General features: G+C 58.1%; 31 protein-coding genes. 19 read left to right on the top strand and 12 right to left on the bottom strand.

Annotated features, from left to right (window positions below):
- Position 1: 1 nt before the first annotated feature.
- The gene (locus tag F617_RS0117300; protein ID WP_025593674.1) at positions 2-448 is read right to left on the bottom strand and encodes an iron-sulfur cluster assembly scaffold protein; all 447 of its coding nucleotides are present in this window, start codon (positions 446-448) and stop codon (positions 2-4) included.
- Between the two features lie 283 nt (positions 449-731).
- Between F617_RS0117300 and folE the strand changes: the two genes are divergently transcribed.
- The 3 genes from folE (at position 732) to F617_RS0117285 (ending at position 2,863) form a co-directional block, all read left to right on the top strand.
- Positions 732-1,358 carry a GTP cyclohydrolase I FolE gene (gene folE, locus F617_RS0117295; RefSeq protein ID WP_003515674.1) on the top strand — a complete coding sequence of 209 codons (627 nt, stop codon included), beginning with the start codon at positions 732-734 and terminating at the stop codon, positions 1,356-1,358.
- Positions 1,359-1,385: 27 nt separating this feature from the next.
- Positions 1,386-1,838, top strand: a complete 453-nt coding sequence (hisI, locus tag F617_RS0117290) for a phosphoribosyl-AMP cyclohydrolase (protein ID WP_013636306.1) — start codon at positions 1,386-1,388, stop codon at positions 1,836-1,838.
- A gap of 98 nt (positions 1,839-1,936) precedes the next feature.
- On the top strand, positions 1,937-2,863 hold the full coding sequence (locus F617_RS0117285; protein ID WP_003515679.1) for a patatin-like phospholipase family protein: 927 nt from the start codon (positions 1,937-1,939) through the stop codon (positions 2,861-2,863).
- Between the two features lie 136 nt (positions 2,864-2,999).
- Here the strand turns inward: F617_RS0117285 and F617_RS0117280 are convergent, their stop codons facing one another.
- Both F617_RS0117280 and F617_RS0117275 read right to left on the bottom strand, forming a co-directional pair.
- Positions 3,000-3,434 carry a CBS domain-containing protein gene (locus tag F617_RS0117280; protein ID WP_003515681.1) on the bottom strand — a complete coding sequence of 145 codons (435 nt, stop codon included), beginning with the start codon at positions 3,432-3,434 and terminating at the stop codon, positions 3,000-3,002.
- Between the two features lie 154 nt (positions 3,435-3,588).
- Complete coding sequence (locus F617_RS0117275; protein ID WP_019566131.1) at positions 3,589-4,362, bottom strand: rhomboid family intramembrane serine protease; 774 nt, start codon at positions 4,360-4,362, stop codon at positions 3,589-3,591.
- 360 nt (positions 4,363-4,722) lie between these two features.
- On the opposite strand from F617_RS0117275, the gene F617_RS0117270 reads away from it, so the two are divergent.
- The 3 genes from F617_RS0117270 to F617_RS0117260 all read left to right on the top strand — a co-directional run bounded on the left by F617_RS0117270 (position 4,723) and on the right by F617_RS0117260 (position 7,446).
- Entirely contained in the window at positions 4,723-5,280 is a 558-nt protein-coding gene (locus F617_RS0117270) for a PAS domain-containing protein (RefSeq protein WP_026330913.1), read from the top strand.
- A 183-nt stretch (positions 5,281-5,463) separates the two neighbouring features.
- The gene (locus F617_RS0117265) at positions 5,464-6,081 is read left to right on the top strand and encodes a PilZ domain-containing protein (protein WP_019566129.1); all 618 of its coding nucleotides are present in this window, start codon (positions 5,464-5,466) and stop codon (positions 6,079-6,081) included.
- 756 nt (positions 6,082-6,837) lie between these two features.
- Positions 6,838-7,446 carry a transglutaminase-like cysteine peptidase gene (locus F617_RS0117260; RefSeq protein ID WP_019566128.1) on the top strand — a complete coding sequence of 203 codons (609 nt, stop codon included), beginning with the start codon at positions 6,838-6,840 and terminating at the stop codon, positions 7,444-7,446.
- 96 nt (positions 7,447-7,542) lie between these two features.
- Here the strand turns inward: F617_RS0117260 and F617_RS0117255 are convergent, their stop codons facing one another.
- Together F617_RS0117255 and F617_RS0117250 are read right to left on the bottom strand one after the other, a co-directional pair.
- On the bottom strand, positions 7,543-7,980 hold the full coding sequence (locus F617_RS0117255) for a DUF1489 family protein (RefSeq protein ID WP_013636312.1): 438 nt from the start codon (positions 7,978-7,980) through the stop codon (positions 7,543-7,545).
- A 65-nt stretch (positions 7,981-8,045) separates the two neighbouring features.
- The gene (locus tag F617_RS0117250; RefSeq protein ID WP_013636313.1) at positions 8,046-9,449 is read right to left on the bottom strand and encodes an L-serine ammonia-lyase; all 1,404 of its coding nucleotides are present in this window, start codon (positions 9,447-9,449) and stop codon (positions 8,046-8,048) included.
- On the opposite strand from F617_RS0117250, the gene F617_RS28735 reads away from it, so the two are divergent.
- Both F617_RS28735 and F617_RS0117240 read left to right on the top strand, forming a co-directional pair.
- The gene (locus F617_RS28735; protein WP_019566127.1) at positions 9,448-9,714 is read left to right on the top strand and encodes a hypothetical protein; all 267 of its coding nucleotides are present in this window, start codon (positions 9,448-9,450) and stop codon (positions 9,712-9,714) included. The genes F617_RS0117250 and F617_RS28735 overlap by 2 nt on opposite strands.
- A gap of 390 nt (positions 9,715-10,104) precedes the next feature.
- Positions 10,105-10,455 carry a hypothetical protein gene (locus F617_RS0117240; protein ID WP_003515702.1) on the top strand — a complete coding sequence of 117 codons (351 nt, stop codon included), beginning with the start codon at positions 10,105-10,107 and terminating at the stop codon, positions 10,453-10,455.
- A gap of 1 nt (position 10,456) precedes the next feature.
- On the opposite strand, the gene F617_RS0117235 is transcribed toward F617_RS0117240, so the two are convergent.
- Both F617_RS0117235 and F617_RS0117230 read right to left on the bottom strand, forming a co-directional pair.
- Complete coding sequence (locus F617_RS0117235) at positions 10,457-11,224, bottom strand: phosphodiester glycosidase family protein (RefSeq protein WP_034502309.1); 768 nt, start codon at positions 11,222-11,224, stop codon at positions 10,457-10,459.
- 135 nt (positions 11,225-11,359) lie between these two features.
- Complete coding sequence (locus F617_RS0117230; protein ID WP_003515706.1) at positions 11,360-11,521, bottom strand: entericidin A/B family lipoprotein; 162 nt, start codon at positions 11,519-11,521, stop codon at positions 11,360-11,362.
- 192 nt (positions 11,522-11,713) lie between these two features.
- Between F617_RS0117230 and F617_RS0117225 the strand changes: the two genes are divergently transcribed.
- Both F617_RS0117225 and F617_RS0117220 read left to right on the top strand, forming a co-directional pair.
- Positions 11,714-12,490 (top strand): formyl transferase, encoded by a 777-nt coding sequence (locus F617_RS0117225; protein WP_019566125.1) that lies wholly within the window; start codon positions 11,714-11,716, stop codon positions 12,488-12,490.
- A 105-nt stretch (positions 12,491-12,595) separates the two neighbouring features.
- A complete protein-coding gene (locus F617_RS0117220) occupies positions 12,596-13,516 on the top strand; it encodes a methylenetetrahydrofolate reductase (protein ID WP_019566124.1) in 921 nt (306 codons plus the stop codon).
- Between the two features lie 65 nt (positions 13,517-13,581).
- Here the strand turns inward: F617_RS0117220 and F617_RS0117215 are convergent, their stop codons facing one another.
- A complete protein-coding gene (locus F617_RS0117215; RefSeq protein ID WP_003515711.1) occupies positions 13,582-14,520 on the bottom strand; it encodes a LysR family transcriptional regulator in 939 nt (312 codons plus the stop codon).
- A gap of 239 nt (positions 14,521-14,759) precedes the next feature.
- Here F617_RS0117215 and F617_RS0117210 point away from each other — a divergent pair, with 239 nt between their 5' ends.
- Entirely contained in the window at positions 14,760-14,978 is a 219-nt protein-coding gene (locus F617_RS0117210) for a hypothetical protein (protein ID WP_019566123.1), read from the top strand.
- A gap of 272 nt (positions 14,979-15,250) precedes the next feature.
- Positions 15,251-16,288: a GlxA family transcriptional regulator gene (locus F617_RS29170; RefSeq protein WP_003515714.1), complete on the top strand. Its 1,038-nt coding sequence runs from the start codon at positions 15,251-15,253 to the stop codon at positions 16,286-16,288.
- A gap of 161 nt (positions 16,289-16,449) precedes the next feature.
- Here F617_RS29170 and F617_RS0117200 read toward each other — a convergent pair whose 3' ends face one another.
- Entirely contained in the window at positions 16,450-17,925 is a 1,476-nt protein-coding gene (locus F617_RS0117200) for a bifunctional ADP-dependent NAD(P)H-hydrate dehydratase/NAD(P)H-hydrate epimerase (protein WP_026330912.1), read from the bottom strand.
- 113 nt (positions 17,926-18,038) lie between these two features.
- The gene (locus F617_RS28730; RefSeq protein WP_019566121.1) at positions 18,039-18,194 is read right to left on the bottom strand and encodes a hypothetical protein; all 156 of its coding nucleotides are present in this window, start codon (positions 18,192-18,194) and stop codon (positions 18,039-18,041) included.
- 89 nt (positions 18,195-18,283) lie between these two features.
- On the opposite strand from F617_RS28730, the gene F617_RS0117190 reads away from it, so the two are divergent.
- From F617_RS0117190 to hspQ, 4 genes are all read left to right on the top strand, one after another.
- Positions 18,284-18,622 carry a P-II family nitrogen regulator gene (locus F617_RS0117190; protein WP_003515720.1) on the top strand — a complete coding sequence of 113 codons (339 nt, stop codon included), beginning with the start codon at positions 18,284-18,286 and terminating at the stop codon, positions 18,620-18,622.
- A gap of 74 nt (positions 18,623-18,696) precedes the next feature.
- Positions 18,697-20,106, top strand: coding sequence for a type I glutamate--ammonia ligase (glnA, locus tag F617_RS0117185; RefSeq protein WP_003515722.1), 1,410 nt, complete (start codon positions 18,697-18,699; stop codon positions 20,104-20,106).
- A 98-nt stretch (positions 20,107-20,204) separates the two neighbouring features.
- Positions 20,205-21,128 carry a DMT family transporter gene (locus F617_RS0117180; protein ID WP_026330911.1) on the top strand — a complete coding sequence of 308 codons (924 nt, stop codon included), beginning with the start codon at positions 20,205-20,207 and terminating at the stop codon, positions 21,126-21,128.
- A gap of 89 nt (positions 21,129-21,217) precedes the next feature.
- On the top strand, positions 21,218-21,547 hold the full coding sequence (gene hspQ, locus F617_RS0117175) for a heat shock protein HspQ (RefSeq protein ID WP_003515726.1): 330 nt from the start codon (positions 21,218-21,220) through the stop codon (positions 21,545-21,547).
- 127 nt (positions 21,548-21,674) lie between these two features.
- Here hspQ and F617_RS0117170 read toward each other — a convergent pair whose 3' ends face one another.
- Positions 21,675-22,328, bottom strand: coding sequence for an invasion associated locus B family protein (locus tag F617_RS0117170; protein WP_013636323.1), 654 nt, complete (start codon positions 22,326-22,328; stop codon positions 21,675-21,677).
- 322 nt (positions 22,329-22,650) lie between these two features.
- On the opposite strand from F617_RS0117170, the gene F617_RS0117165 reads away from it, so the two are divergent.
- The 3 genes from F617_RS0117165 to F617_RS0117155 are packed head-to-tail and all read left to right on the top strand — an operon-like array spanning position 22,651 to position 26,190.
- Positions 22,651-24,498 (top strand): extracellular solute-binding protein, encoded by a 1,848-nt coding sequence (locus F617_RS0117165; RefSeq protein ID WP_019566119.1) that lies wholly within the window; start codon positions 22,651-22,653, stop codon positions 24,496-24,498.
- A 39-nt stretch (positions 24,499-24,537) separates the two neighbouring features.
- A complete protein-coding gene (locus F617_RS0117160; protein ID WP_019566118.1) occupies positions 24,538-25,206 on the top strand; it encodes a DsbA family oxidoreductase in 669 nt (222 codons plus the stop codon).
- A gap of 51 nt (positions 25,207-25,257) precedes the next feature.
- A complete protein-coding gene (locus F617_RS0117155; protein ID WP_003515734.1) occupies positions 25,258-26,190 on the top strand; it encodes a DMT family transporter in 933 nt (310 codons plus the stop codon).
- A gap of 57 nt (positions 26,191-26,247) precedes the next feature.
- Here F617_RS0117155 and F617_RS0117150 read toward each other — a convergent pair whose 3' ends face one another.
- A complete protein-coding gene (locus F617_RS0117150; protein WP_013636325.1) occupies positions 26,248-26,592 on the bottom strand; it encodes a hypothetical protein in 345 nt (114 codons plus the stop codon).
- Positions 26,593-26,760: the final 168 nt, after the last annotated feature.

Raw genomic sequence — 26,760 nt, 5'->3', positions numbered from 1 at the left:
CCTAACCCGCAGCGTTCAGAACCGGCCGGGCTTCGATCTGGTCGAGAGCATCGACCACTGCTTCGAAGGTCAGCATGGTCGAGGCGTGGCGTGCCTTGAAATCCCGGACGGGTGAAAGCACCCGCATATCCTCGAAACGGCCTGTTGGCCCCTCGCCGCCCTGTTTCAGCATGGCAAGCATGTCTTCCCGCGCCTGCCGGATCTCACCGCTGGAGGCGCCGACGACATGATGTGCCATGATCGAGGCGGATGCCTGGCCGAGCGCGCACGCGCGAACCTCATGTGAAAAAGCGGTGACGATGCCGCCTTCCACCTTCAGATAGACCTTGAGTTTGGAGCCGCACAGCCGCGAGTGTTTTTCAGCGCTGGCATCTGCATCATCAAGCACGCCGGTCAGCGGGATATTTCCGGCAAATTCCAGAATTCGGTTGTTGTAGATATCGTCCATCATCAGGTATCCGGCGTTCAAGAATGCCCAAAAACGGGACAGGATATATTTTTCAAACACAGCGTTTGTCGCAGTGGAGCTTTCCTGCCCTTCATTCCCATTATATGCTAACGAGCTTTCTGGACATCAAGCCGATATGAAATTAACGGCTCCGATACCGAAATATCAGCATCGGCCTTGCCAAAATGCTGTAAAACAACCAGATAGCAGCAACGGTGGACGAAGTCCCCGCTACGAAAAACAAAGTTCAGGTGCGGCCTTGACCCGCATCGGGAGAGACGGAATGGATGCGATCGTGAAGAATTTCCCCGGCGCTGGCGCAAAACCCGATGTGGCAGAGGCTCGCCCAAGCCAGACGGAAGCGGAAGAAGCAGTGCGCGTTCTTCTGCGCTGGGCAGGAGAAAATCCCGCCCGCGAAGGACTCCTGGACACGCCGAAGCGCGTTGCCAAGGCCTATCGCGAACTTTTCGCCGGTTACGAGCTGAACGTCCAGGACGTTCTCGGCACGACCTTCGAGGAAGTTGGCGGTTATGACGATGTGGTGCTGGTGCGCGACATCCCCTTCTTCTCCCATTGCGAACACCACATGGTTCCGATCGTCGGCAAGGCGCATGTCGCCTATCTTCCGGCTGGGCGCGTGCTCGGCCTGTCGAAGATCGCCCGCGTCGTCGAAATCTTTGGCCGCCGCCTGCAGACGCAGGAAAACATGACCGCGCAGATCGCAAGATCCATCGAGGAGACTCTGAAGCCGCGCGGCGTGGCCGTCATGATCGACGCCGAACACATGTGCATGTCCATGCGCGGCGTAAACAAGCAGGGGTCCACGACCCTCACCACCAGCTTCACCGGCACCTTCAAGAACGACCCGGCCGAGCAGGTGCGCTTCATGACCATGGTGCGGAACCGCTAACGGTTCCGCTTTTTCCCCGGGGTAGCAATGTCCATTTCGTTTCCGTCCGCGCCTGCGGACAAGGAAGTGCTTGAAAATTCAGGTCTCTTCTCACCGAAATTCGATGCCCACGGCCTTGTCACCGCCGTGGTCACCGATGCGCGTGATGGTGAATTGCTGATGGTCGCCCATATGAATGCGCAAGCCCTGTCGCTGACGCTGGAAACGGGCATCGCCCACTATTACAGCCGCTCGCGCGACAAGATCTGGAAAAAGGGCGAAACCTCCGGCAACCTGCAGACGGTGAAGGAATTCCGCACCGATTGCGATCAGGACGCCGTATGGCTGAAGGTCTCCGTCGCCGGTCATGACGCAACCTGCCATACCGGCCGCCGCTCCTGCTTCTACCGCACGGTCGAGTTGGCCGATGGCAATGCCGTCACCAGAATCACCGACGATACCCGTCATTTCGACCCGGCGACTACCTATTCTGGCACGTGAACGGCCACCTTCCATCCGCCGCACCAATTTGCTACCAATAATTCAGGATTCGGGGAGGAACAGACCGGGTCCTGGGAGCAGGCAGGGAGTGTACGGTCATGTTGGGCTGGGGAAGCAATCGTCACAATGCTCTTGCGGCTGGCAACACCGAAACAATCGTCAACGAGGTCGTTGATACGCGCCGGATTGCGCTTGCGCTCGGCGGTGGTGCTGCGCGCGGCTGGGCCCATATCGGCGTCCTGCGGGCACTAGACGAAGCCGGTGTAAAAATCGGCATGATTGCCGGAACCTCGATAGGCGCGCTGGTCGGCGGTTGTTATCTCGCCGGAAAGCTCGACGAGCTGGAGGAATTTGCCCGTTCGCTGACAATGCGGCGCATTGCCGGCCTGCTCGATCTGACGATTGGCGGCGGCGGTCTCTTCGGCGGCATGCGGCTGACCAAGCGCATGCAGGAGCATCTCGAAGGCTTGCGCGTCGAAAACCTCGAGCACCCTTTCATCGCCGTCGCCACGGAATTGCGCACCGGCCACGAGGTCTGGATTCACCAGGGCGACCTCGTCACCGCACTGCGCTCATCCTATGCGTTGCCCGGCATTTTCGAGCCCGTGCAATGCAACGGCCGCACCCTGATCGACGGCGCTCTCGTCAACCCCGTGCCGGTTTCGGTCTGCAGGGCCTATGAGCAGGCGCTCGTCGTCGCCGTCAATCTCAATTACGATCTGTTCGGCCGCTCTGCCGTGGTCAAACATTCCTCTTCGCCCCCTAATGGCGCAGCACCTTCACTGGAAGGTCCGCCGCGCCCCGGCCTGCCGGGCGTCATGGTGCAGGCCTTCAATATCATTCAGGACCGGATTTCGCGCTCGCGTCTGGCGGGCGACCCGCCCGACCTCATGCTGCATCCCCGTATCAACGATATCGGCCTGTCGGAATTCCATCGCGCCAGCGAAGCCATCGACAGGGGATACGAGGAAACACGCGCCCGCGTTCCCGAGCTAGAGCGCATGCAGCAGGCGTTCCGACGCTAACGTACACTACAAATATTCGTGCTGAGCATTCCAGCTTGCGGTAGCCGCAGCCTCCTAGGCCGTCATTCCTGCGCGTGTCACAGGAATGACGTAGTCGTTTCGAAATGACTATTGCGGACGCGCCGGAAACGAAACCTCATCCGGCGATATAGGCCTTGATATGTTCGGCTTCCGCCTCGATCTCGCCGATCCGCGCCTTTACCACGTCACCGATGGAGATGATGCCGGCAAGACGACCGTCGTCCTCAACCGGAATATGGCGGAACCGCCCTCCGGTCATGATTTCCATCAATTCGTCGGTGGTGGAATTGTGATGACAGCGGATGACGTTCTTCGTCATGGCCACCGAAACGGATTGCAGAAGGGAGGCCGCGCCCTCGCCTGCCACGACCTTCACCAGATCGCGTTCCGTGAAAATACCGAGAACGACGCCGTCGGCATCGGTCACGACGAGTGCACCGATCTTGTGCGCATTCAGCGTTGCTGCCGCCTCGCCGATGCTTACGCTCGGTCCCACAGTCACGACATTCCGGCCCTTGCGGTCGAGAAGATCTTTTACGAATGTTGCCATGCCTTCCTCCTCCTGTCAGCAATCTGCAACGCGGCGAAGTCTCTCCGCGGTTGCAAATCATGGAACATGGTGCGCTGAGGCCTATGCGAATGCAATCCCGGATGGGACCTGCACAAGCAAATTTGCGCCACGGCCGACAAGGAGCGTGATCGCCCTAAAGCGGCTGTTCCAGACTTCCACTGGAAAGGTTCCCGCGGATCGGGCGATCAAACAGGCCGAAGAACAGGAAGCCGAGCAGAAAGCCGAAGACATGCGCATCCCAGGCGACTTCACCGCCGACATCGCCAAACAGCGGCACGCCGACCGCGATCAGGACATTGCCGAAAAGCCACATCAGCGTGAAGATCAGCACGGTCCTGTTCGAAAGCGCCGCGACAATGCTCTGCCTCGGCATCAGATGGCCGAAAGAGGCGCTGTAGCCGCCGCGTGACGGGAAAGCGAAACGGCATGCGGCTCCCATCAGGGCCGAAACGACACCGGATGCTCCGATCAGAACCGTCACATCGCCCCAGTTCAGCGCCGCGTGGCCAAAAGCTGAAACGGCGGCGGATATGCACCATAACAGTACGAAGCGAAGCGTTCCGATCCGGCGCAGAACCGGCGCACCAAAGGCCATCAACCACAATCCGTTAAAAAGAATATGCTCGATGCCGCCGTGCAAAAAAGAATATGTCACTGGCGTCCAGAGCCATTCCAGCCCCTGCTGGGATAATGGCACCGCGTAACGCAGCGGAATGAAGCCGAAGGTGAAGATGAACCAGCCGTTGCCATCCTCCGAAAGAAGATAGGCCGGAACCACAAAAGCCAAGAGCAGCGCCGCCAATATGCCGACCAGAAGCGGCGGCAGGTTGAAGACGGGATTATGTGCGTCCTCTTTCAGTTCCTGACTTTCCGAAACCGGCGGCTGTTCGCCGTCGCCGTTGGACATGATTCCATCCCTGTTTTTGTGGAAATTTGCGTCTCCCGAGCAATATAGGAAGCCCGGGCGAAAAAAAAGCCGTCCTGCCGTTCGAGCCACGACGCAAAAACCGCAATCGGTTCAAGCGCCTGTACCCAAAGGGCAGTCCGGCCTGCACGCCCGCCGTAGAATTACGGGCGAAAGCATCAATTGTGCTGACTGGGAGCATGTCCCCGACATGGCCGCAGCGATGCCACGAGCTTGGTCGTCGCGCAATCTCAACCATTTGTTAACCTTAACAAAATCGGTTGGCATGAAATTCGCTACACCACAAGTAACAGACGTTCGGATGGACATGATGTCTCAAAAACGAACATGGAGAACGATGCTATGAAGAGCATGGCCGGACTGGAGATATATGCCTATTGGGACACGCTGCGCGGCAATAAACCTGCGCCCCGCCGAGAAGACTTCGATCCCGCAAAGCTGAAACATCATCTCGGCGACATCTTCATCCTGACGGACAAGGGAGAAAGGACGCCATTCTTCCGCCTTGCAGGCACGCACCTGTGCGACCTGTTCGGCAGGGAATTGCGCGACAGCCCGTTCTCGGATCTGTGGCCGGCGGCAGGTGCCACCTTCCCCTGCCGTGTCGCACGCGGCATCCTGCAACATCAATTGCCCGTGGTGTTCGATATCGAAGCGGAGGACGACCATGGCGCGGCGCCGCTTGCTTTCGAAATGCTGCTCTTGCCACTAAGTTCGGATAATGACACAGCCCCGAGATTGCTCGGAGCGCTGCTGCCGGAACGGCCCCGTCACGAATTCGCAGCACCGATCAGTTGCCTCGTCATGAAAAGCAGCCGCCTGCTACGCATGGATATCGCGCCGACAACGTATTCTACGAATGCGCGAACCGCTGTGATGCCGCATGCGGTAACCCGCTGACTGCCGCATCCCACCCCGCATGGTGAGGGTGGATCGCGTATGATCGCGCCGGAATTTCGTACGAAATACGTCAAAGCTGTAACGATTTTGACGATTGCAAAAATTGTAAGGGTTAAACAATACAGTCTGTTAACCCGGGCGGCGTAGAGATTTGTCATCATCACTGGTTACAATTGCGCTGCCATGTTCTCATCACGTTCGGTCAACACTGCCCAAACCCTGCGTCCGGTTGAAGAGGTTCACTTCGACGATCCCGTCCGTGTGTCCTTCACCGGCCGCCTCATGTTGCCCGATCACCAGGAATATGATTGCACCGCAACCGAGATGACCGCCGAAAGAGCGCTGTTCGCCTGCTCGGGCATTGCGCGCAACGGTGATCGCGTCATCTCCTATCTCCAGCATATCGGTCGCATCGAAGGAACGGTTACGGCGCTTACCGCGTCAGGCTTCGTCATTGCCATCAATGCGCCCGAACGCAAGCGGGAAAAGCTGGCCGCCCAGCTCGCATGGATCGCCAAACGCCAGCTGCTCGGCCTGCCGGAAGACCGCCGCCACGACCGCCTGACACCACGCAACACCCGGGCACATCTGATGCTGGAAGACGGCGTGCTTCTCGCCTGCCGGCTGATCGACCTTTCCTTGTCGGGCGCAGCCATCGAGATCGAAAACCGGCCTCCACTCGGCACCAGGGTCCAGCTTGGCAAGAACATGAGCGGCAAGATCGTACGCCACTTCATGGAAGGCGTTGCGGTCGAATTCGACCGGGTCCAGTCGTCCGACGCCCTGATCGAATTTCTCTAGATCATCTTTCAATAATACCGTGGAGCGGTATGTCTGTGCGGCAAGTGCGGCATTAGCCAGATCTTGTCACGGCTATCGCTTTCCGGCGCTCCAGCCGTGAGCCGGAATACAGCCAGCCCAGGTCTGTTGGCCGAAAAAGCTTTACCCGTCACGCAGGCGCACATCGATCCGATTCCGGCTCAAGGCCGGAATGATGGGAGCAGACTGCTTTCGTCTACAAAAATGCCGCTCGTGCATTTGCGCTGACAGTTTAAAATACTGCTTTCCCGCATTGTGGATTCCGTTGAAGCTGACTTCCGTGCTATCCGGTCAGAGTGCCCGGCGCGCTCCATTTAGCGTTAGTTCTCGCGCAAAACCGCACTGTAAAATCCCGCTCCAGGCATTTTTTCCAAGAAAAAAACAGTTTTCTTGAAGTTTTTTTCGCTGCCTTTTTGCCCTGTCCCGACTTGAAACACCAATCCCAAAACGGGAAATCCGCGTCTTCGATACGCTCCGCGGCCTGTCTACCCAGCATCGCAAAAATATCTCTGTGCCGAAAATCGCTTTCAATACAGCGGCCTAAATGGCTACCAAAAACCTAAGGTCGAGATGCGTAAAATTGCAATAAAATTTGCTTCAAAAACGCGTAAAAACTAACTCGAATACAGTTCAAAACAAGCGCTAATTTGCTGAAATATAAGCTCAAATTGACACGCGCATCTTTCCGCGGGGTCAAAATATACATGCGAGTGTCTCCTCAACACGGGGAGACAAGCAATGAACAAAAACAACCGTTTCGGTTTCTTTCTGATCGCATTCATCGTCAGCGCCATCGCCCATCAGGCCAGCGCTTCGCCATCCGCCGCCATGCGCGTGATCGGCAAGGCCAACCCGCCGATCGGCCACTACGAGTTCTGCCAGACCTATCAGAGCGAATGCCAGCCGACATCGCTGGACAACGGCCCGATGAAACTGACCGAAGAGCGCTGGAAGACGATGCTCGACGTCAACTATACCGCCAACACCACGATCACGCCGATGACCGACATGGAAATCTACGGCGTCGAAGAGCGCTGGGCCTACCCCACCACGGTCGGCGATTGCGAAGATTTCGTGCTTCTGAAGCGCAAGATGCTGATGAACAAGGGCTTCTCCGCCAACAACCTGCTGATCACGGTTGTTCTGCAGCCGAATGGCGAAGGCCATGCAGTTCTGACCGTTCGCACCGATCGCGGTGATTTCGTCCTCGACAACATGCGCAACAAGGTCATGAACTGGTCGGAGACCGAATATACCTACCTGAAGCGTCAGGACACCGCCAATCCTGGACGCTGGGTGAAAATACAGGATGGCCGCGCCACCACTGCGGTTGGCGGCATCAACTGAAGCCACCCAAACCCAAGCAAATACCGTCTCCCCAAATGAAAAAGCCGGCTCCGCGAAGGAAGCCGGCTTTTTCATTTCAATCACATTCATTGACGATCAGAGCAGACCTAGTTCGGCTAGTTCCCGCTTGAGGTCGGAGGGCATCTCCTCGCCGCCGAAATCACCGCCGCCGAGATCGCGTGGGGCCTCGTTGTCCTTGAGGTAGCGCCAGCCCTGAAACGGCCGCTTCGGCGCAGGCGACGTCTCGATCACCTCGGGGCCGAGAATGAGATCGCAGCGGGTAATGCCGTCGTCGCCCTTGAAGGAACGTATGTCGAGAAGTTTCTGCCGTGCCTGCACCTGGCCTTTGATGACCCAATAGAGCGAACCGCCTTCCAGCAATTCGTCAAGCCGTTTCGGGATCATCCGCGTGGTGTGGACGCTGTGCGGCTCAAGGCCAGCGGCGATCGCGGTCAGCGAGCGATGCGCGACCCAGTCTCTCAAATCCTGGAGTGAATCCGCGCCGACGCAAAGTTTTATAAGATGTAGAGGCATATGCTTATCAATGCCTTTTTGCGTCGGGCGTCAAGCATGTGGACCATGCCTGACGCCCTGCCCGCTCAGCATTCCACAACGTTGACGGCAAGACCGCCGGTGGAAGTTTCCTTGTACTTGTCGCTCATGTCGTTGCCGGTCTGGCGCATGGTTTCGATACAGGCATCGAGCGGTACGAAATGCTGGCCGTCACCCTTCAACGCCAGGGAAGCCGCCGTTACCGCCTTCACCGCACCCAGCGCATTGCGCTCGATGCAGGGCACCTGCACCAGACCGGCGATCGGGTCGCAGGTCATACCGAGGTGATGCTCGAGCGCGATTTCCGCGGCATTCTCCACCTGTTCGGGCGAACCGCCCATGACGGCGGCAAGGCCTGCGGCCGCCATGGCGGCAGCGGACCCAACCTCGCCCTGACAGCCGACCTCGGCACCTGAAATAGATGCATTATGCTTGATGATGCCGCCGATCGCGGCCGCCGTCAGCAGGAAATCGCGAACATCGTCAACGGTCGCATCCTCGTGGAAATGCCGGAAATACCGGACTGTCGCCGGAACGACGCCCGCAGCGCCGTTGGTCGGCGCTGTCACCACGCGCCCGCCCGCAGCATTTTCCTCGTTCACGGCCATGGCATAGACGCTCAACCAGTCATTCGCCATGACAGGATTGAGCCGGTTGCTGCGCCATTCCTCATTCAGCTTCTCGTAGATGGAGCGGGCACGGCGGCGCACCTTCAGGCCACCCGGCATGATGCCGTCCACCTTCAGCCCGCGCTCGATGCAGCCGTTCATCGCCTCCCAGATCTGGTCGAGGCGCTCGTTCAGCTCGTCGCGGGAGATCACCGTTTCTTCGTTTGCGCGCTTCATCTGGGCGATGGTGCGGCCGGAGCGGCCCGCCATCTCAAGCATTTCCCGCGCCGTGGCGAACGGATAAGGCACACGCGGACCATTATCGATGGTCTTGCCGCGCTGCTTGATCGCCTCCAGTTCCGTATCGGTCACGACGAAACCGCCGCCGACGGAATAATAGATGCGCTTGAGAAGCAGCCTGCCCTGATTGTCGAAGGCGGAAAATGTCATGCCGTTGGCATGGCCGGGCAGCGGGTTCTTCTTGTCGAAGACCAGATCCTCGGCTGGGTTGAACTCATAGGAGGGGTGGCCGGGTGGCGACACGGTACCGGCCTTTTCAACCTTTTCGATGATCGGGTCCATGGCGTCGGGGTCGACGAGATCCGGCCGCTCGCCCGTCAGGCCGAGGATGACCGCACGGCCGGTGCCGTGGCCAATGCCGGTAAAGGCAAGCGAACCGTGCAGGCTGACCTTCAGGCGCGACACGGAAGCACCCGCCGGACGCGGCCATTCATCACCGAGGATAAGCGCAAGAAAGCGGTTCGCCGCCGTCATCGGCCCCATCGTATGCGAGCTGGAAGGACCGATACCGATCTTGAAGACGTCGAAGACCGAAAGAAACATGAGGCTTACCTTGAATAAGAATGGATTCCACCGCCATCATATCCAAAGCCGCGACGGATCGCCACAAAAGAGCGGCACCGGCTTTTGCAGCTGCGACATACAGGCCGCAGAAACGAAAACAGCACGGTTTCCAGAGGAAACCGCGCCGTTTCAAAACCCGTCATTCATGAGAAGTGCTTATGGGCTGCCAAAAATGTACGTCAATGCGAGAAATGCGGCAAAGCCTGCAAGCGCGCGCAAGGTGACGGCCCAACAGGATTTCTGAGCGGTTTCTTCCATGATTACTCCAGCTATTCACTCTCCGGGCGATCTTCAAGACCGGGCCCGTTGGGGGAAGCATTTATTAAAATCCGGCGCAGAACGCAAATGCAAAAAGCGGCTAAATGAAGGCGTTTTTGACGGGCTGCCATTCGTCAGTTGCATAGGTGTGTGAAAAAACAAGGCTTTAGATCGGGGCTTTCGGGTTACCCCTTTTTGCCGTTCGCCTCAATTTGAACCAAAGTGTAACTGGTTTATGAAGGTTTCGCACAAACGCCTGTTGAAGCCAGCGGCAATCGGCATTCCAGAGTTGAATTTCAGTGTCCGGACTGTTGTGCCTTGAAAGCCTTTCGGCTGTGCCTTATCGACAGAAAACGGCAACGGGATTCGTCATTACATGCAGCAGGCATCATCTTTTCCGGACCGCGAGACGGTCGCATCGAAACTTGCCTCGCTTGCAAGCGAGGACAAGGCGTGGGTGCTGCTTTTGATGGAAAACGTGTTGCAGGATGAAAACCTGCTGGCCGGCCTCAATCTCTATCTCGATCAACAGGCCAACGCCCGCTTCCTCAACAGTCTGAAACTTGAGACATCAGGCGAATGGCTGGGCTGTAACGCCCCTGCCCGCCTGCAGATACGCATCACGGAAGCGGCCAAGGCCAGCCAGCATCCTGCCTATCTGGCCTTCCGCAAGGGACTGACGGCATCGGCAGGGCTCGAAAAGGCCTACCCCAAGGCGCCGATCTGACTTAGTCAGGCACTCTGTCGACGACAGCGATAATTGGCCCCATGGGAAACAGGGAATCGCGCCTTTTCATCGCGGGAATGTCGACACTCGAAATCGTCCCGTCGAGATACAGCGCGTTTGGCGCATCCAGCACATCCTTGAACAACGTCGCGAAGTCGTAAAAACGCACGGTGTTTTCCGAAATCGCGAAATGCACCATGCCGTCGCGCGACACGCCGACGCCGTTGCGGCGTTTCAGGCTGTCGCTATCGGGCAGAAATCGCGGATGCAGCTTTCCATCGATCACCAGCATCGGGCCGGACTGGGTGGCAAAATCCGGCTTCAAGCCGGCAGAGACATAGCCCTGCGTTTCCAGAACGCCCGCCATTGCACCCGTTAGATAAAACACGCCATTCGGCAGAAGATGGAAATTGCCCCACCCGCCGCCGGTAATAATCGGCGAACGTTCGACGCCATTTTCGACAAAAAGGCCAACGGGAGAATAGTCGGAATGATACATGCCGCCATTCATGGCGAAAACGCTGAACATGTGCTGCCGCCACAGGGCGGAGGAGAGATCGGAGAAGGAGCGATATCCCTCACCCGAAACATGATCGCGGTCGTAAATCCGAATCATGCTTTTCGCCGGATCGAAACTGCAGACGATGTAGCGTCCGCCCGCATGCTCCATGGTTTTGCAGAAATCCGCCTGTCCGCCCGCCTCAGCCGAAAACGGCAAAAGCAATGGCAGCAGCAAGCCGATCAGTCTTTTCGTCACCAGTCTTTTCATCAACGCCCGCTCATGCCCTCTCGCCCCATCTTAATACGGCGCGATTCTTACTTCATGAACTGTGACGGTGAAATCAGGTCAAAGAAAAGGCGTCCCCTTCATTCAGGGCGACGCCAGACCTTGGAGGGGAGAGACTTAGCGACGCGCGGCGCGGTCTACGCTACGACCTGCGTCCTGCGTGGCGTCCACTGCATTTGCCGTATCCCGGCCAACGCCGCGAATGGTATTACCGCAGGAACTCAAGGTCACGACTGTCAACAAAGCCACGAAAACTGTCGAAAGAATACGTGTGATCATTTGAAATAACTCCCCTATGACTTGCCGTCCAAAGGCAAGCGCCGATGTGATATGCGTCACAATAACGTGAGCATTGGAAATCGGTTCCACCGGCGTTTGAAAAAATCCCGTCGGTGAAAATTAACATGGTTTTGAACTTCGCGAGGGAAACTCGGGCGCAGGGATCATGATCGGGAAAATCGTGTGGGTGACATGACTGAGATAAACAATCGGCTACTGGTGATGACGGCAGGGGGGCTGAACCCCAATGTCATGATCAATGCGCTGGCCGCCCGGTTTCCGGATATCCATGTCATTGTGGAGCAGGCGGAAAGCAAATCGGCCATTCTGAAAAGACGGGCGCGGCGGCTCGGCTGGGTGACAGCCGCAGGCCAGATAGCGACGATGATCGCCTCCCGGCTCGGCAAACGCTTCACTGTTCGGCGCACCAATGAGATCATTGCCGAACATGGCCTCTCTGCCGATCTCGGCCAGGCAGTTCCTGTTACACATGTTGCCTCCCTGAACGACGAAGAGTGCCACAAGGCCATCAACACCTTGCAACCGGCGGCGATCTTCACCATTTCCTGCCGCCTTCTGACACCGGCAACCCTTCAAGCTCTGCGCTGCCCGGTCATCAATTTCCACGCCGGCATCAATCCCGCCTATCGCGGCCAGATGGGCGGTTATTGGGCGCTGGTGGAAAAGGACCGGGGTAATTTCGGCGCGACCGTGCATCTGGTCGACAAGGGCGTGGATACCGGCGCAACCCTTTACGAAAAGCGGCTGAAGCCCTCGCCTTCCGATACCATTGCCACCTACCCCCTGCTTCTGACCGCCGCCTCGGTCGATATTGCGGTCAGCGCTATCGAGGACGCCCTTTCCGGCAGCCTTGCGCCGCAACCGCCCTTGCCTGGCAAATCGGTGCTGCGGTTTCCGCCGACGATCTGGACATGGCTGTGGAACGGCCTCACCAAACGTGTCTGGTGAGGCCAACCACCCATTGCCGCCAGCCAAACAGATGAAATCAAGCTTCGTCGCAGATGCAGGGCTGTCTTGCCGCAACAGGCAAAGACGTGGGCAAAAAAGCGGTGCATGATAAGGAAAAGGACCAAATTCAAATTGCACGATATCTCGACCTCTCCCGCCATTGCCGCCTCCATTGAAGCCTCACCCGCACAGGTGCTCGGCCCGGCAAGTCTTGCCGGTCTCTTTCCACAGGGCGTGCGTGTTTATCTGACAGACACCGGACAGGCCTCGCAGGACAGGCTGGTCGACGCTGCAAAACACCTTCGCGATCTCGGCTACACACCAGTGCCGCATCTCGCGGCACGGCGCATATCGTCTGGCGTGGAATTCGAGGAGCAGGTGAAGCGGCTGGCAGGCGAAGCGGGTGTGTCGGATGTGCTGGTAGTCGGCGGTGGCGTCGCCACGCCGGCTGGTCCCTTCACATCCAGCATGGATATGCTGTCGACCGGCATCTTCGATCGCTGCGGGATCAATCAGATTGCAATCGCCGGCCATCCCGAAGGCAGCCCCGATTTCAGCGAAGAGACGGCGACGGCCGCCTTGAAGTTGAAGTATGATTTTGCCGAAAGAAGCGATGCGGCAATGCGCATCGTCACCCAGTTCGGCTTCGACCCCGCGCGCTTCATCGCCTGGGCGGAAGGACTTGCCGCCTCCGGCATCGACTTGCCGGTGCATATCGGCGTCTCCGGTCCGGCCAGGATCACGACGCTGCTGAAATATGCAGCACTCTGCGGCGTCGGCAATTCCATCGCCTATCTGAAAAAGAACGCGCTCTCCCTGACGACGCTGGCCAAGGGCCATTCACCGGAAAGCGTGGTCGGCCCTATCGAACGGCACTGGCAGGCAAATCCGGCAGGGCCGATCCGGCAAATCCACGTTTTCCCATTTGGTGGGCTACAGAATTCGGCAGACTGGCTGGCCGGTCGTGGAAGCTGGCAAACCGGCGATGCAGACTTTTCCACAAAACGGGGCACGGTAGCGATCTAGGCCCACCTTTGCCTATGGCGCGACGGACGCTCGCCGTCGCGCATTCCCGTTGATAAAGATCTACCTCAGGCCGCCTTGGCGACCTCGACAAAGGCGTTGCGGATGCTTTCCGCGACCGCAAGGATGGGGCGCGAGGGTCTTTCGCCCGTGATCAGGCGAATATCGAAATAACCAAGTTCCGGCAGGCCTTCCTTGTCGCTCAGAATGACCATGTCGTTCTGCACATAGGAGCGCGGCAGGGGCGCGATGGCGAGATCGGCGGCAATTGCTGCGCGCTGCGCCATGGTATGGCCGCTGAGATAGGCCACGCGGAAATTGCGACCCCGCTTTTCAAGCGAGTTGATCGCTTCCGAACGCCAGATGCAGCCCTCTTCCCAGATCGATATAGGCAGCGGATCGCGCAGATAGGCCGTACCGCATTTTGCCCCGGCCCAGACGAGACGTTCGCGCATCAGCACCTCGCCCGTATCCCGCAGCGGATGCGACGCACAGTTGACCAGTGCCAGATCCAGCCGCCGTTCATCCATGCGCTTGTAGAGATTGGAACTGGAATCGATCGTGACATCGATCATGATGCCGGGGAAAACCTCGGCAAAACGCTTGAGGATACCCGGGAGCAAACCGCGCTCGCCAATATCTTCCGGCGCACCGAGCCTGACGACGCCAGACAGTTCAGGCATGACGAAACGCGACACGGCCTCGTTAGACAGCGCGATCATGCGGCGCGCATAGGTAAGAAGCGTTTCGCCATGCGCCGTCAAAGTCACCGAGCGGGCATCGCGCAGGAACAACGTCGTCTTCAGCTGTTCCTCCAGCTTCTTTATCTGCATGGAAACGGCGGACGGCGTTCTGAACACCACCTCTGCAGCGGTGGAGAAGTTCCCGGTCTCGGCAATCGCGACGAAGGTTCTCAGAATGTCGTTATCAAGCAGCGGCAGCGGTTGGCGGAAAGTTACGGTCATGGCACGAACCTTCAAATATTTTGATTTATAGATGGATATCATTTCGTTTGATTGAATGTCAACACAGGCGCACCATCCGGGGCATCGAATGACAGGGCAACTAACGCCTTGTCGGAATGAAGCGCTAGCCCATCACGGATAAACAGAAAGTCCGGCAGGCGGCGAGCGCGAGTCATTCCTAAAACTGATGAATGACATAAAATTCATTCTCTTGTTTGATGAGATATGTAAGCGCATACCGAAGTCGTAAACAGGATCGTGGTTCACGAAAGGATCAAGACATGGCCATGATACATTATCACCCCGCAGCGACCCGTTCGTCGCAACGCCCCTCGACCGGTAGCTGGCTCCAGCGCCTGTCCGGCCAGATTTCCGCTCTTCATACGTCATGGAAGCGCGCAAGAATGCTCCGCGCGCTGGAAGGTTTGCCGCCTGAAACATTGAAGGACATTGGATGGCCGACAACCGACAGCAACCGCATCAGGGTCATCCGCAAATGATGCGCAACCCCATGGCTCGCAACCGTCTCAGGACTTGCGAGCCATCCCCGTCAATCCCGAGACGCCCCGGTAGAGGCGTAAAATGACCTGCCTGTTTTACATGCGACACGACGCCCTTTAAAAAGGCTTGTCGCAAATTTTGCATATTTCAAAAGCTATTTTTTGACAGCCCGGATTTCACGGCGTATTTTTCGTTAAAGATGTCGGAAACAGGACATCCAGAAGACCGATTCCAAGGGAGGAATTGCGTATTCGCAACGGAGCACGGGCAAATGAGCAGGAACTCCCAGAAGAAACGCTCAATCGTCTTTTTTCTCATTCCGCAATTTACCATGCTGCCGTTCGCCGCAGCGGTTGAAACGCTTCGCATCGCCAATCGCATGCTGGGGTATCAGGCTTACGAATGGCGCCTCGCCTCGCTCGACGGCCAGAAGGTCATGTCATCAAGCGGCATCTGTCTTGAGGTCGACACCTGTCTTGCCGATGAGCGACGATATGTCAGCGGCGAAAACCGCGTTGAAATGGCGATCATCTGTTCGGGCATCGATGTCGACCAGCACATCAACAAATCCGTCAATGCCTGGCTGCGTGAAGCCTATAATCGCGGCATCGCCATCGGCAGCCTCTGTACCGCCGCGCATATCCTCGCGCAGGCCGGTCTCTTGAACGGCAAACGCTGTGCGATCCACTGGGAGAATCTGCCTGGTTTTTCCGAAGCCTTCCCGCAGGTGGAAGTCTATGCCGATCTCTTCGAGGTCGACAGCAACATTTATACCTGCGCCGGCGGCACCGCATCGCTCGATATGATGCTGAGCCTGATCGGTCAGGATTTCGGCGAAAATCTTGTCAACCGCGTCTGCGAGCAGCAATTGACGGACCGGGTGCGCAGCCCCAACGACCGCCAGCGCCTGCCGCTGCGTGCGCGCCTCGGCGTTCAGAATAGCAAGGTCCTGTCGATCATCGAATTGATGGAAGGCAATCTGTCCGAGCCGCTGTCGCTGCTCGACATCGCCGATGCGGCCGATCTGTCGCGCCGACAGGTGGAGCGTCTCTTCCGGCAGGAAATGGGCCGCTCACCCGCCCGCTACTATCTTGAAATTCGCCTGGACCGCGCCCGCCACCTGCTGGTGCAATCGGCCATGCCGGTGGTCGAGGTTGCCGTTGCCTGCGGTTTCGTCTCCGCTTCGCATTTCTCCAAGTGTTATCGCGAAATCTACAATCGCACGCCGCAACAGGAACGGGCGGAACGCAAGTTGCTGATCAGCGCTTCGCGGATGGCAACCGCGAGCCAGGGCAAAGCCGCGCACTGACGCGGCTTTAAACTTCGAGCGCGAAAAAGCCCTCACCTCAGGGATGAAAACCTCCCCTCCGTCATGCCGGACTAGATCCGGCATCCAGCCACGACGCGTCTGCGCAGCGAAAGGTATCTCCTGCGATCAAGTCCGGTGACGGAGTGGACACCAGCTCAAGGTCACGCAAACGGCCGCACCGCGTGGGCGAGATCTTCTGCCGTCATACCTGCACCAGCCCTGCTGCCCGCCACGCCATGTAGCCAGACACCGGCAGCGGCGGCCTCAAAGGCAGGCGTTCCCTGCGCAAGCAATGCGCCAATGATGCCAGCCAGCACATCGCCTGACCCCGCCGTCGCAAGGCTCGACGGCGCATTGGTATTGACCAGCGCGCGGCCGTCCGGCGCGGCGATGACCGTATCCGCCCCCTTGTAGACCAGCACTGCGCCGCTGCGCGCCGATGCGGTCTGCGCCTTCTCGATCTTGCTCAGTGACGTGTCAGCGGCGAGATCGGGAAAGAGCCGAGCAAACTCGCCCTCATGCGGCGTCAATACGAATTTCCCCGCGCCTGAAATCATCCGGTCGAACAGGGTTTCCGGGCTGTCCTTGAAAGCGGTGATCGCGTCGGCATCCAGCACCACCACCTTGTCCCCGAGCAGGGACACGAATTGCCGCGCCTTTTCGAGATCGCCGAAACCGGGACCGAGGACGAAAGCGCCGTGGCGTTTGTCGTCCAGCCAGTGGCGCAGATCGTCCGCATCATCCAGACCGGAGCTCATCACCGCCGTCAATGTCACCGAAAGCACGTCGAGCGCCTGCTTCGGCGCGGCAATGGTGACGATGCCCGCCCCCGCCTTCAGCGCTGCAATTGCCGTCATGCGGCTTGCTCCCGTCGCATGTGGCGGTCCGGAAAAGACGGTCAGATGCCCACGGCGGAATTTATGCGTTTCCATTTCGGAGCGGGGCAAGGCGTCGCGCCAGACAAGTGGATCGTTTTCCGCAACCGATCCCGCATGAGCGGCGAGAATACGGGAGGGGATACCGATATCGAACACCTCAAGCGTCCCGCACAGTTCCCGCCCCGGCATCAACAGATGGCCGGGTTTTCGCGCCATGAAGGTTACGGTCCGCACCGCCTTGAACGATGCGCCCAGAGGCACGCCCCTCCTGCCGCAAAGACCAGACGGCAGATCGACGGCGAGAACCGGCACGGCTGCCTGCGTCACCGCATCGATCACGCGCCGAAGCTCCGACGGAATCTCGCGGGACAATCCGGCACCGAACACCGCGTCAATCACCACGTCTCCAGCCATGGGTACATAGTCGCCAAGCGGCAGGGCTGTGACGCCGCTAACCTCGAAAGCCGTGCGGGCATCGCCTTTCATGGCCGTGACTTGGCCAAGATGATGAACCGCAACTGTCGCCCCGCTTTGCACAAGCGAGCGTGCCGCAACGTAACCATCACCGCCATTATTGCCGCCTCCGCAGAGCACGACGAAACGCAGCGCGTCCGGATAGTGGCGAAGGGCCGAAGCAGCGACCGCCTGCCCTGCCCGCTCCATAAGATCGTATAGGGGAATGCCGGATTGGCCTGAGGCCGCATCGATGCGGGCCATCACAGCAGGGTCGATAAGAGAGAGATTCAATAGGGATTTCATGGAGCGATCATCCCTTCAAAACGCCGGAAAGGCAATCGATACAAAAATAAGCAAATGGCTGCGGCGAAATAATAATCAAATGCATAAAATATAAACAAATCAACAAAACGCCGTCAGTGCATTCCAAAATATTCAACATAACTAAAATAAGGAAAACCGACAGAATTGATGACGGATTTTTCGCGTTTTGGCGAGAAATTGGCTGGAAAACCACAAAAAGCGAATGCATTTTGTGTCAGAAAGCCGGGCAAGCGAAGTTTTTTCTTCAAGCCCGCTTCCGATCTGGCACAATACGTGCATTCTTGTGGCAGAGCGGGAATAACCTGCTTTAACGGGAGAAGCGGAGAGATATTTTCTCATGAAAAAGATCGAAGCGATCATTAAGCCTTTCAAGCTCGATGAAGTGAAGGAAGCCCTTCAGGAAGTCGGACTTCAGGGAATCACGGTCACGGAAGCAAAAGGCTTTGGTCGTCAGAAGGGCCACACGGAACTCTACCGCGGAGCAGAGTACGTTGTGGACTTTTTGCCGAAAGTGAAAGTCGAAGTCGTACTGGCGGACGAAAATGCGGAAGCCGTCATTGAGGCTATCCGCAATGCGGCACAGACCGGACGTATCGGCGACGGAAAGATTTTCGTTTCCAACGTCGAGGAAGTCATCCGAATCCGTACCGGTGAAACAGGCGTGGACGCCATATAATCGGAACCAGGTCCTGAGCCGGGGAGGCTCAGGTTTTTCACCTCGTCACCACCACACTCAAGGAAAACGTTTAAATGACGACCGCAAACGATATCTTGAAGCAGATCAAGGATAACGACATCAAGTTCGTGGACCTGCGCTTTACCGACCCCAAGGGCAAGCTGCAGCATGTCACCATGGATGTTGTCTGCGTAGACGAAGACATGTTCGCCGATGGCGTCATGTTCGACGGCTCCTCGATCGCCGGCTGGAAGGCCATCAACGAATCCGACATGGTGCTGATGCCCGATCCGGCAACTGCCCATACCGATCCGTTCTTCGCCCAGTCGACCCTCGTCATCCTTTGCGACATTCTCGACCCGGTTTCCGGCGAAGCCTATAACCGCGACCCGCGCGGCACCGCCAAGAAGGCCGAAGCCTACCTCAAGGCCTCCGGTATCGGCGACACCATCTTCGTTGGCCCCGAGCCAGAATTCTTCGTCTTTGACGACGTGAAGTACAAGGCAGACCCTTACAACACCGGCTTCAAGCTGGATTCATCGGAACTGCCGTCCAACGACGACACGGATTACGAAACCGGCAACCTTGGCCACCGTCCGCGCGTCAAGGGCGGTTACTTCCCGGTTCCGCCGATCGACAGCCTGCAGGACATGCGTTCCGAAATGCTGACGGTTCTCGCTGAAATGGGCGTCGTCGTCGAAAAGCACCACCACGAAGTCGCCTCCGCGCAGCACGAGCTGGGCGTGAAGTTCGACACCATGGTATCCAGCGCCGACAAGATGCAGATCTACAAGTACGTCGTGCACCAGGTCGCCAATGCCTATGGCAAAACGGCAACCTTCATGCCGAAGCCGATCTTCGGCGACAACGGCTCGGGCATGCACGTGCACCAGTCGATCTGGAAGGGCGGCAAGCCGACCTTTGCTGGCGACGAATATGCCGGCCTGTCTGAAAACTGCCTGTACTACATCGGCGGCATCATCAAGCATGCCAAGGCCATCAACGCCTTTACCAACCCCACCACCAACTCCTACAAGCGTCTGGTACCGGGTTATGAAGCTCCGGTTCTGCTGGCCTATTCCGCCCGCAACCGCTCCGCATCGTGCCGCATTCCCTTTGGCTCCAACCCGAAGGCAAAGCGCGTCGAAGTCCGCTTCCCGGACCCGACCCAGAACCCCTATCTCGGTTTTGCGGCCATGCTGATGGCCGGCCTCGACGGCATCAAGAACAAGATCCATCCCGGCAAGCCGATGGACAAGGACCTTTACGACCTTCCTGCCAAGGAACTGAAAAAGATCCCGACCGTCTGCGGCTCGCTGCGCGAAGCGCTGGAAAGCCTCGACAAGGATCGCAAGTTCCTGACCGCCGGCGGCGTGTTCGACGACGACCAGATCGACTCGTTCATCGAGCTGAAGATGCAGGAAGTCATGCGCTTCGAAATGACCCCGCATCCGGTCGAATTCGACATGTACTACTCTGCCTGACCGGCATTTGGGACGCCTTTAGAGGCGTCCCTTCCCGCTCGGCGGTTTTCCCCTGGAAAGCCGCCGTTTTCTTTTGATGCCCAGCCATGTCGCGAACAATGTCGATCAAGCCAGCCTCTCAGCAAACGCGCCTCACTGACTGGCTCATCTTTCTGGCGGTACCGTTCTTTTTCTCCAGCAACATCATTTTCGGCCGCGGCGTCATCGGAGAGGTCTCGCCCTTCATTGCCGCCTTCATTCGCTGGATCGGATCGAGCCTCATCATCGCTCCGTTCATGATCGCCGACTGGCGGAACTGCCTCGCCTTCGTGCGCCAGAAAACGCTGCTCTGGCTCGTTCTTGGCATTCTCGGCATGGGCGTCTGCGGCGGCGTGGTCTATTGGGGCCTCACAATGACGACGGCTGCCAACGGTACGTTGCTCTACACGACTTCGTCGCTATTCATCATCCTGTTCCAGCGCATCTTTCAGGGCCGCCCGATCCGCAGGCTCGAAGTGGCGGGCATGATCATCGCTTTTGCGGGCGTGGCGGCAATCGTGCTCAAGGGCGATATGTCCGCTCTCTGGCAGATGAAATTCAACATTGGCGATTTTGCCATTCTGACGGCAGCGATTGCCTTTGCGGTCTATTCGCTACTATTGCGCGATCCCGCGGCGCGGCAGATGGCCTCGTTCAGCCTTTTCGGCCTCATCGCCTTCTCCGGCGCGCTGGTCCTGCTCCCGCCGGCAGCGGTCGAACTGGCGCATGGTGGCTTGCTGCCGGCCACGGCCATCGCCTGGGCCAAGATCGGCGGCATCATCCTGTTCGCCTCACTGCTTGCCTTTTATTGCTTCACCCATACGGTCCGCGTTTTCGGCCCCGCCACGGCAGGCATCACGCTTTACATGATGCCACCCGTCTCGATTGTCATGGCCACGCTTTTTCTTGGTGAAACGTTTGAAACATATCACGCCATCGGCATCGTGCTGGTTACCGGCGGCGTCGTCATCGCCACCGCACCGATCGGCCGCAGGGTCGCTTAAGAGCATCACGGGAAAAAGGGCCGGATACCGCTAGCCCTTGATATTTCCCATTCCGCACCCAACTATTAGTGGGAAAGGAAGTTCATACCATGAAACAAAGAGACGCAAAATTTACGCTTGGCGAGATCGTCCGCCACAAGGTGTTTCCGTTCCGCGGTGTGGTGATTGACGTGGATCCGGAATATGCCAATACGGAAGAGTGGTGGAACGCCATCCCCGCCGATATTCGCCCGGAGCGCGACCAGCCCTTCTACCATCTTCTGGCGGAAAACGATGAGACGGAATATGTCGCTTACGTTTCCGAACAGAACCTCGTCCACGATGAAAACGAGGCGCCGCTCCGCAACCGCAATATCGAGCGGATGTTCGACAAGGCGCCCAACGGCGAGTGGCGGCCGAAGATGTCGCTGGCGCATTAGCGCACGCCCGATTTGACAACAATCATAAGGGCGCTGTGCGCTTTTAATGAAAATACGTCGGATCAAAACCGCGCATAAAAAAACCGGCCTGAAAACAGGCCGGCTTTTTCGTGTTCTCGTAAAGAGATCAGGGCTTCGGCGCGCCCTTTGCGGCGTCCTGAGCAGCTTCCAGCTTCTTGCGAGCCTCTTCGGCCTTTTTCTGCATGCCTTCCTGAAGGCTGCGCTGGCTTTCTGCGAGCTGCGACTGGGTGATAGCCGCGCCGTCATAAGCGCCGGTAAAGCCGGTAAGCGCGATCTTGATGGGGTTCGGCGCGCGGCGGAAGTTGATCGAGGTGAAGACGATCTCGTTGCCCTTCTTCAGCGACGCGATCATGGCGTCCGTCAGCGGAACTTCGGCCGTGCACTTGTCGGGAAGGCAAACAGCGTAATCGAGCTTCTGACCCTTGCCACCGTCGATCTGCATCATCACACCCGGGGGAATGAGGCGCGCGGTCGGAACGGAAACCTGGAGCAGCTTGCGGTTGACCTTGCCCTCGACAGTGATGAGGCCGACGGCAGTGATCATCTGGCCGTTCTGGGCAAGAACCACGTTCTGCACGACGCAGACATCGTTGTCTTCCTGCTTGGAGCAGGTCTTGAACCAGCCAAGCGGCGGAGCGCCAGCGCCCTGATTGGCGGGAGCATCCTGTGCCTGCGAGATGGCCGGAGCGGAAACCGCGCCCAGGGAAAGAACGAGAGCGGACAGAGCTGTCCGGGTGAATGTGTTTGCCTTTTGCATCATAAGAGTTCCGTCTCCTGAATGTCTGCCAGAACAGAACCGCGGGTCCTGCTCGCCGATGGCGGTATCCTTCTGCCCGTTCAACTGTCGTTTAAATGAGGCAAATGCGTGACCCGTCTCTTCCGGCCACCCTGTTACATGCCGTTCGCGGCGATATCCAGCACTTCTTTAACTTTTTCTTGAGGCAACCCAAGATTTCCCACCCTCGCATGGGTCCAGCCATGGGCTTGTGCTACATATTCGCCAGAATCATAACAAAAAACCAATCATGACGATAACCGACGACGACGACAAAACGGACCGACAGTTGAGACAGGATAGTGACATGCGCAAGCTTGCGGCCCTCATCCCCGCATTGTTTCTTTGGGGAACGGCCCTGCTTTCTCCGGAAATTGCCTTGGCGCAGCCGCTTCACGGCATTTCCATGCACGGCACGCCGGAACTTCCCGCCGACTTCCGGCACTTCCCTTATGTCAATCCGGACGTGAAAAAAGGTGGTCGCATATCCTACGGTGTCGTCGGCACCTTTGACAGCCTCAACCCCTTTGTTCTCAAGGGAATGCGCACAACGGCGCGCGGCGTCTGGGACCCTGAATTCGGCAATCTCCTTTACGAGCCGCTGATGCAGCGCTCGAGCGACGAGCCTTTCAGCCTTTACGGCCTGCTTGCGGAAACCGTGGAGTGGGACGAGGAACGCACCTTCACCCAGTTCAACATCAATCCCAAGGCCAAGTGGTCGGATGGCGAGCCGGTGACGCCTGACGATGTTATCTTCACATTCAATCTCCTGAAGGAAAAAGGCCGTCCGCCGTTCAACAGCCGTCTAGACGGCGTGGCGAAGCTGGAAAAGATCGGCGAACACGGCGTCCGCTTCACCTTCAACGACAAGGCGAACCGCGAAACGCCGCTCATTCTCGCCTCTTCCACCCCCATTTTGCCGAAACACGCGATCGATCCGGAAAAATTCGAACAGGCGGGCCTCGGCGCTGTCGTCGGCTCGGGTCCATACCGAATCAAGACATTGCGACCGGGTGAACGAATCATCTGGGAGCGAAACCCGGACTATTGGGGCAAGGATATCCCGAGCAAGGTCGGCTTCGAGAATTACGACGAGATCAGCATCACCTATTTCCTTCAGGTCACCACCATGTTCGAGGCCTTCAAGAAAGGCGATATCGACATCTATCCCGAAGGCGACGCCATCAACGGCACCTCCGATACGTCCCATTGGGGCCAGGCCTACAACTTCCCCGCCGTTCATCGCGGCGATATCGTCAAGGATGTGTTCCAGCCGCGCCTGCCATCGGGCATGTTCGGCCTTGTCTTTAATACCCGCCGCGCGGTCTTTGCAGACGAAAAGGTGCGCGAGGGCCTGTCCTATGCGCTCGATTTCGAGTGGATGAACAAGAACATTCTCGGCGGCGCCTTCAAGCGTACGCAAAGCTACTGGCAGAACTCAGCGCTCGGCGCCTATGGCAATGCCGCAGATGAGCGCGAACTTGCGCTGCTTGGCGATGCGGCCAAGAGCATGCCGCCGGAACTTCTGGCGGGAACCTACGCCATGCCCACCACCGACGGGACCGGCGCGGACCGCAAGGTCCTGAAGCTCGCCGTCGATAAGCTGAAAGAGGCCGGATACAGCATCAAGAACGGCAGGATGTCCGATGCCAATGGCCGCCAGCTCGCATTCGAAATCATGACGCAGAACCCGGCGCAGGAACGCATAGCGCTTGCCTATCAACGTTCGCTGAATCTGATCGGCGTCGCCATGGGCATCCGCTCCGTTGACGATGGCCAATATCAGGCACGCTCCAACAGCTTCGATTACGACATGATCATCCGGTCCCTGCCCTCATCGCTCTCGCCCGGCGCCGAGCAGCTCAACCGCTGGAGTTCATTGTCGCGGGATGCGCAGGGCAGCTTCAACTATGCGGGTGCGGCCAGCCCCGACATCGACCGCATGATCGAGGCCCTGTTGCAGGCCCGATCCACGGAGGATTTTCAGGCGGCAGTGCGTGGTTATGATCGTCTTCTCGTCGCAGGCCACTATGTCATTCCGCTCTACTACATCGGCGCGCAATGGATAGCCCGCTGGAAATATATCGACCGCCCGGATATGACCCCGATATCAGGCAATCAGAAACAGACTTGGTGGGATGCGCGGGCGCAATAACCCGCCCCTGCCCGGTCCAAGACAACGGAAGATAAAGCCATGGAACGCATCGTTATCGACGTCGTATCGGATATGGTCTGCCCCTGGTGCTATCTGGGCAAGGCAAGGCTCGATCTTGCCATTGCCGAGGTGCAGGACGAAATCAGCGTCGACGTGAACTGGCGACCTTACCGGCTCAACCCGGATTACCCGCCTGAAGGCGTTGACCAGAAGGCCGCGCTTGAGGAAAAGCTCGGCAAGGAGCGTCTCGAGCAGTCCCATGCCTCGCTGGTGGAACTCGGAAAACAGGTCGGCATCCACTACGATTTCGATGCAATCAAGATTGGCCCGAACACGCTCGACGCACATCGCCTGTCGCTCTGGGCCCATGCTGAAGGCCGTGACGTTCAGGAGAGGATCGTCACCGCTTTGTTCAAGGCGAATTTCGAGGAAGGCCGCAATATCGGCGATCACGCCGTGCTGACCGATATCGCCGAAAAGGCGGGCATGGACGCCAAGGTGGTAACACGGCTTCTGGCGTCGGATGCGGACAAGGACACGGTGATTGCCGAAATTGACGCGGCGCAGCAAATGGGTGTTTCCGGCGTACCGTTCTTTATCGTTGACCAGAAGTACGCCATCAGCGGTGCACAAACGCCTGATGTATTGATTGCTGCACTGCGGGATATTGCAAAAATCAAGGCGGACGAGCATAAGTCGATGAACTGACGGTCGAACACCGGCAGCTTGCCGTAATCGATAAACTGTTGGTGTTTTCCCGTGTCCGACCAGACCCTGAAAGGCATTCTGCTTGCCTTTGCCGCCTTCGCTGCCTACGCTTGGAGCGACGCGAGCGTTAAACTCATAGAAGGCCAGATTTCGCCGATCGAATCGGCCTTCTTCGGCGCCCTGTTCGGCCTCATCGCCCTGCCCTTCATCCGCAAGCGCAATGATCGCTGGGTGGATGTGGTGAAGACGACCAACCGGCCTTTATGGATCATCCGATTTTTTGCCGCCGGTACCGGTGCCGTCGGCAGCGTCACCGCTTTCACCCATCTTTCCATGGCCGAAGCCTTTGCGCTGATCTTCCTGCTTCCCTCGTTCGTCACCATCATGTCGGTGGTGTTTTTGAAGGAACAGGTGGGCATCCGCCGCTGGTCTGCGGTCATCATCGGTTTCCTCGGGGTGCTGGTCATCCTGCGGCCGGGTTTCCGTGAACTCGGCATCGGCCATATCGGCGCCATCATCGGCGGCTTCAGCGGCGCGCTCAGCATCGTCATCTTCCGCGCCATGGGTCCGTCGGAAAAGAACGTCTCGCTGTATGGGGCCGGCGTCCTGGGCTGTCTTACCATCAGCGGCATCGCCATGGTGCCGACCTTCATCATGCCGGGCGGCGAACAATGGTTGCTGCTGGCGGGATATGGACTGTTAGGGGCACTTGGCAACGTGCTTGTCATGTATGCTGCCCAATATGCACCCGCCGCCATGATCGGCCCAACGCAATATAGCCAGATGCTCTGGGCCATCCTGTTCGGTTACCTGATTTTCGGCGACCGTATTGATGGCTGGATGTTAATGGGCATCGCCCTGATCGTCGGCTCCGGCTTGCTGACGCTGATCCGCGAGAAGCAGCGAAAAGTGCCGCTTCCCGCCTCCATCGCCGCAACCGACCAGAATGTGGCCGTCGGGATCACGCCGGAAGACGAGCGCTAAAGTCGAAAATGCATGAGAACCAGCGACGCATGTTTGCGTCGCTGGCATGGCATTCGATCAATCACAAACCCTGACCCGATACATGTCGCCCCAGGCGTTCTGTCGCCAGGCCACGTGGCAGCGAGGATAAACCGGCTGGTAAACAACAGGCGGTCCATAAGCTGGCGCGGCGTAGACGGGTGGACCATAGGCCGGTGCATAATAAGCGGGGCCATAAGCGTAACCGGGATGCCTTGCCCCGGCGATGAGCGCTCCGCCAATGATCGTTCCTGCTATCCCGGCGGCAAGGCCGCGGCCGAAATTATTGCGCGCTTCCGCCTGACTGGTGGTGGCAATTGTGGTGCCCGCAATTGTCAAAGCAACCAGACCAGCGGTGGCAAACCTGTTGATGTTGGTCCACATCGTCCTGCTCCTTCAAGACCCGGCGGCTTTACGATCCGCCGCACCGGGTATGAAGGAAAGATTACGCCCGCGAAGACTACCGATATATGTCCGTCTCGTTACATCGCGGTAATTTTCGCTGAAGGCAGTGAGTGGAGTTTTCGAGGAATTGGCTAATGGAAATGAGCC

Source organism: Agrobacterium sp. 10MFCol1.1, assembly GCF_000381165.1.
Classification (GTDB): Bacteria; Pseudomonadota; Alphaproteobacteria; order Rhizobiales; family Rhizobiaceae; genus Agrobacterium; species Agrobacterium tumefaciens.
Note: the sequence above shows the minus strand (reverse complement) of the source record. Positions and strands in the feature narration are given on the sequence as shown.

Excerpts from the sequence above, each read along its gene's own strand:
- F617_RS0117215 (WP_003515711.1), bottom strand. The coding sequence starts at position 14,520 with ATGATATCCATCTATAAATCAAAATATTTGAAGGTTCGTGCCATGACC.
- F617_RS0117150 (WP_013636325.1), bottom strand. The coding sequence starts at position 26,592 with ATGTGGACCAACATCAACAGGTTTGCCACCGCTGGTCTGGTTGCTTTG.
- F617_RS28735 (WP_019566127.1), top strand. The coding sequence starts at position 9,448 with ATGAGGCTTACCTTGAATAAGAATGGATTCCACCGCCATCATATCCAA.
- F617_RS0117260 (WP_019566128.1), top strand. The coding sequence starts at position 6,838 with ATGAACAAAAACAACCGTTTCGGTTTCTTTCTGATCGCATTCATCGTC.
- F617_RS0117285 (WP_003515679.1), top strand. The coding sequence starts at position 1,937 with ATGTTGGGCTGGGGAAGCAATCGTCACAATGCTCTTGCGGCTGGCAAC.
- glnA (WP_003515722.1), top strand. The coding sequence starts at position 18,697 with ATGACGACCGCAAACGATATCTTGAAGCAGATCAAGGATAACGACATC.
- F617_RS0117160 (WP_019566118.1), top strand. The coding sequence starts at position 24,538 with ATGGAACGCATCGTTATCGACGTCGTATCGGATATGGTCTGCCCCTGG.
- F617_RS0117225 (WP_019566125.1), top strand. The coding sequence starts at position 11,714 with ATGACTGAGATAAACAATCGGCTACTGGTGATGACGGCAGGGGGGCTG.
- F617_RS0117280 (WP_003515681.1), bottom strand. The coding sequence starts at position 3,434 with ATGGCAACATTCGTAAAAGATCTTCTCGACCGCAAGGGCCGGAATGTC.
- folE (WP_003515674.1), top strand. The coding sequence starts at position 732 with ATGGATGCGATCGTGAAGAATTTCCCCGGCGCTGGCGCAAAACCCGAT.
- hspQ (WP_003515726.1), top strand. The coding sequence starts at position 21,218 with ATGAAACAAAGAGACGCAAAATTTACGCTTGGCGAGATCGTCCGCCAC.
- F617_RS0117165 (WP_019566119.1), top strand. The coding sequence starts at position 22,651 with ATGCGCAAGCTTGCGGCCCTCATCCCCGCATTGTTTCTTTGGGGAACG.
- hisI (WP_013636306.1), top strand. The coding sequence starts at position 1,386 with ATGTCCATTTCGTTTCCGTCCGCGCCTGCGGACAAGGAAGTGCTTGAA.
- F617_RS0117180 (WP_026330911.1), top strand. The coding sequence starts at position 20,205 with ATGTCGATCAAGCCAGCCTCTCAGCAAACGCGCCTCACTGACTGGCTC.
- F617_RS0117200 (WP_026330912.1), bottom strand. The coding sequence starts at position 17,925 with ATGAAATCCCTATTGAATCTCTCTCTTATCGACCCTGCTGTGATGGCC.
- F617_RS0117255 (WP_013636312.1), bottom strand. The coding sequence starts at position 7,980 with ATGCCTCTACATCTTATAAAACTTTGCGTCGGCGCGGATTCACTCCAG.
- F617_RS0117230 (WP_003515706.1), bottom strand. The coding sequence starts at position 11,521 with ATGATCACACGTATTCTTTCGACAGTTTTCGTGGCTTTGTTGACAGTC.
- F617_RS0117250 (WP_013636313.1), bottom strand. The coding sequence starts at position 9,449 with ATGTTTCTTTCGGTCTTCGACGTCTTCAAGATCGGTATCGGTCCTTCC.
- F617_RS0117275 (WP_019566131.1), bottom strand. The coding sequence starts at position 4,362 with ATGTCCAACGGCGACGGCGAACAGCCGCCGGTTTCGGAAAGTCAGGAA.
- F617_RS0117240 (WP_003515702.1), top strand. The coding sequence starts at position 10,105 with ATGCAGCAGGCATCATCTTTTCCGGACCGCGAGACGGTCGCATCGAAA.
- F617_RS29170 (WP_003515714.1), top strand. The coding sequence starts at position 15,251 with ATGAGCAGGAACTCCCAGAAGAAACGCTCAATCGTCTTTTTTCTCATT.
- F617_RS0117190 (WP_003515720.1), top strand. The coding sequence starts at position 18,284 with ATGAAAAAGATCGAAGCGATCATTAAGCCTTTCAAGCTCGATGAAGTG.
- F617_RS0117170 (WP_013636323.1), bottom strand. The coding sequence starts at position 22,328 with ATGATGCAAAAGGCAAACACATTCACCCGGACAGCTCTGTCCGCTCTC.
- F617_RS0117210 (WP_019566123.1), top strand. The coding sequence starts at position 14,760 with ATGGCCATGATACATTATCACCCCGCAGCGACCCGTTCGTCGCAACGC.
- F617_RS0117300 (WP_025593674.1), bottom strand. The coding sequence starts at position 448 with ATGGACGATATCTACAACAACCGAATTCTGGAATTTGCCGGAAATATC.
- F617_RS0117235 (WP_034502309.1), bottom strand. The coding sequence starts at position 11,224 with ATGAAAAGACTGGTGACGAAAAGACTGATCGGCTTGCTGCTGCCATTG.
- F617_RS0117265 (WP_019566129.1), top strand. The coding sequence starts at position 5,464 with ATGTTCTCATCACGTTCGGTCAACACTGCCCAAACCCTGCGTCCGGTT.
- F617_RS0117270 (WP_026330913.1), top strand. The coding sequence starts at position 4,723 with ATGAAGAGCATGGCCGGACTGGAGATATATGCCTATTGGGACACGCTG.
- F617_RS0117220 (WP_019566124.1), top strand. The coding sequence starts at position 12,596 with ATGATAAGGAAAAGGACCAAATTCAAATTGCACGATATCTCGACCTCT.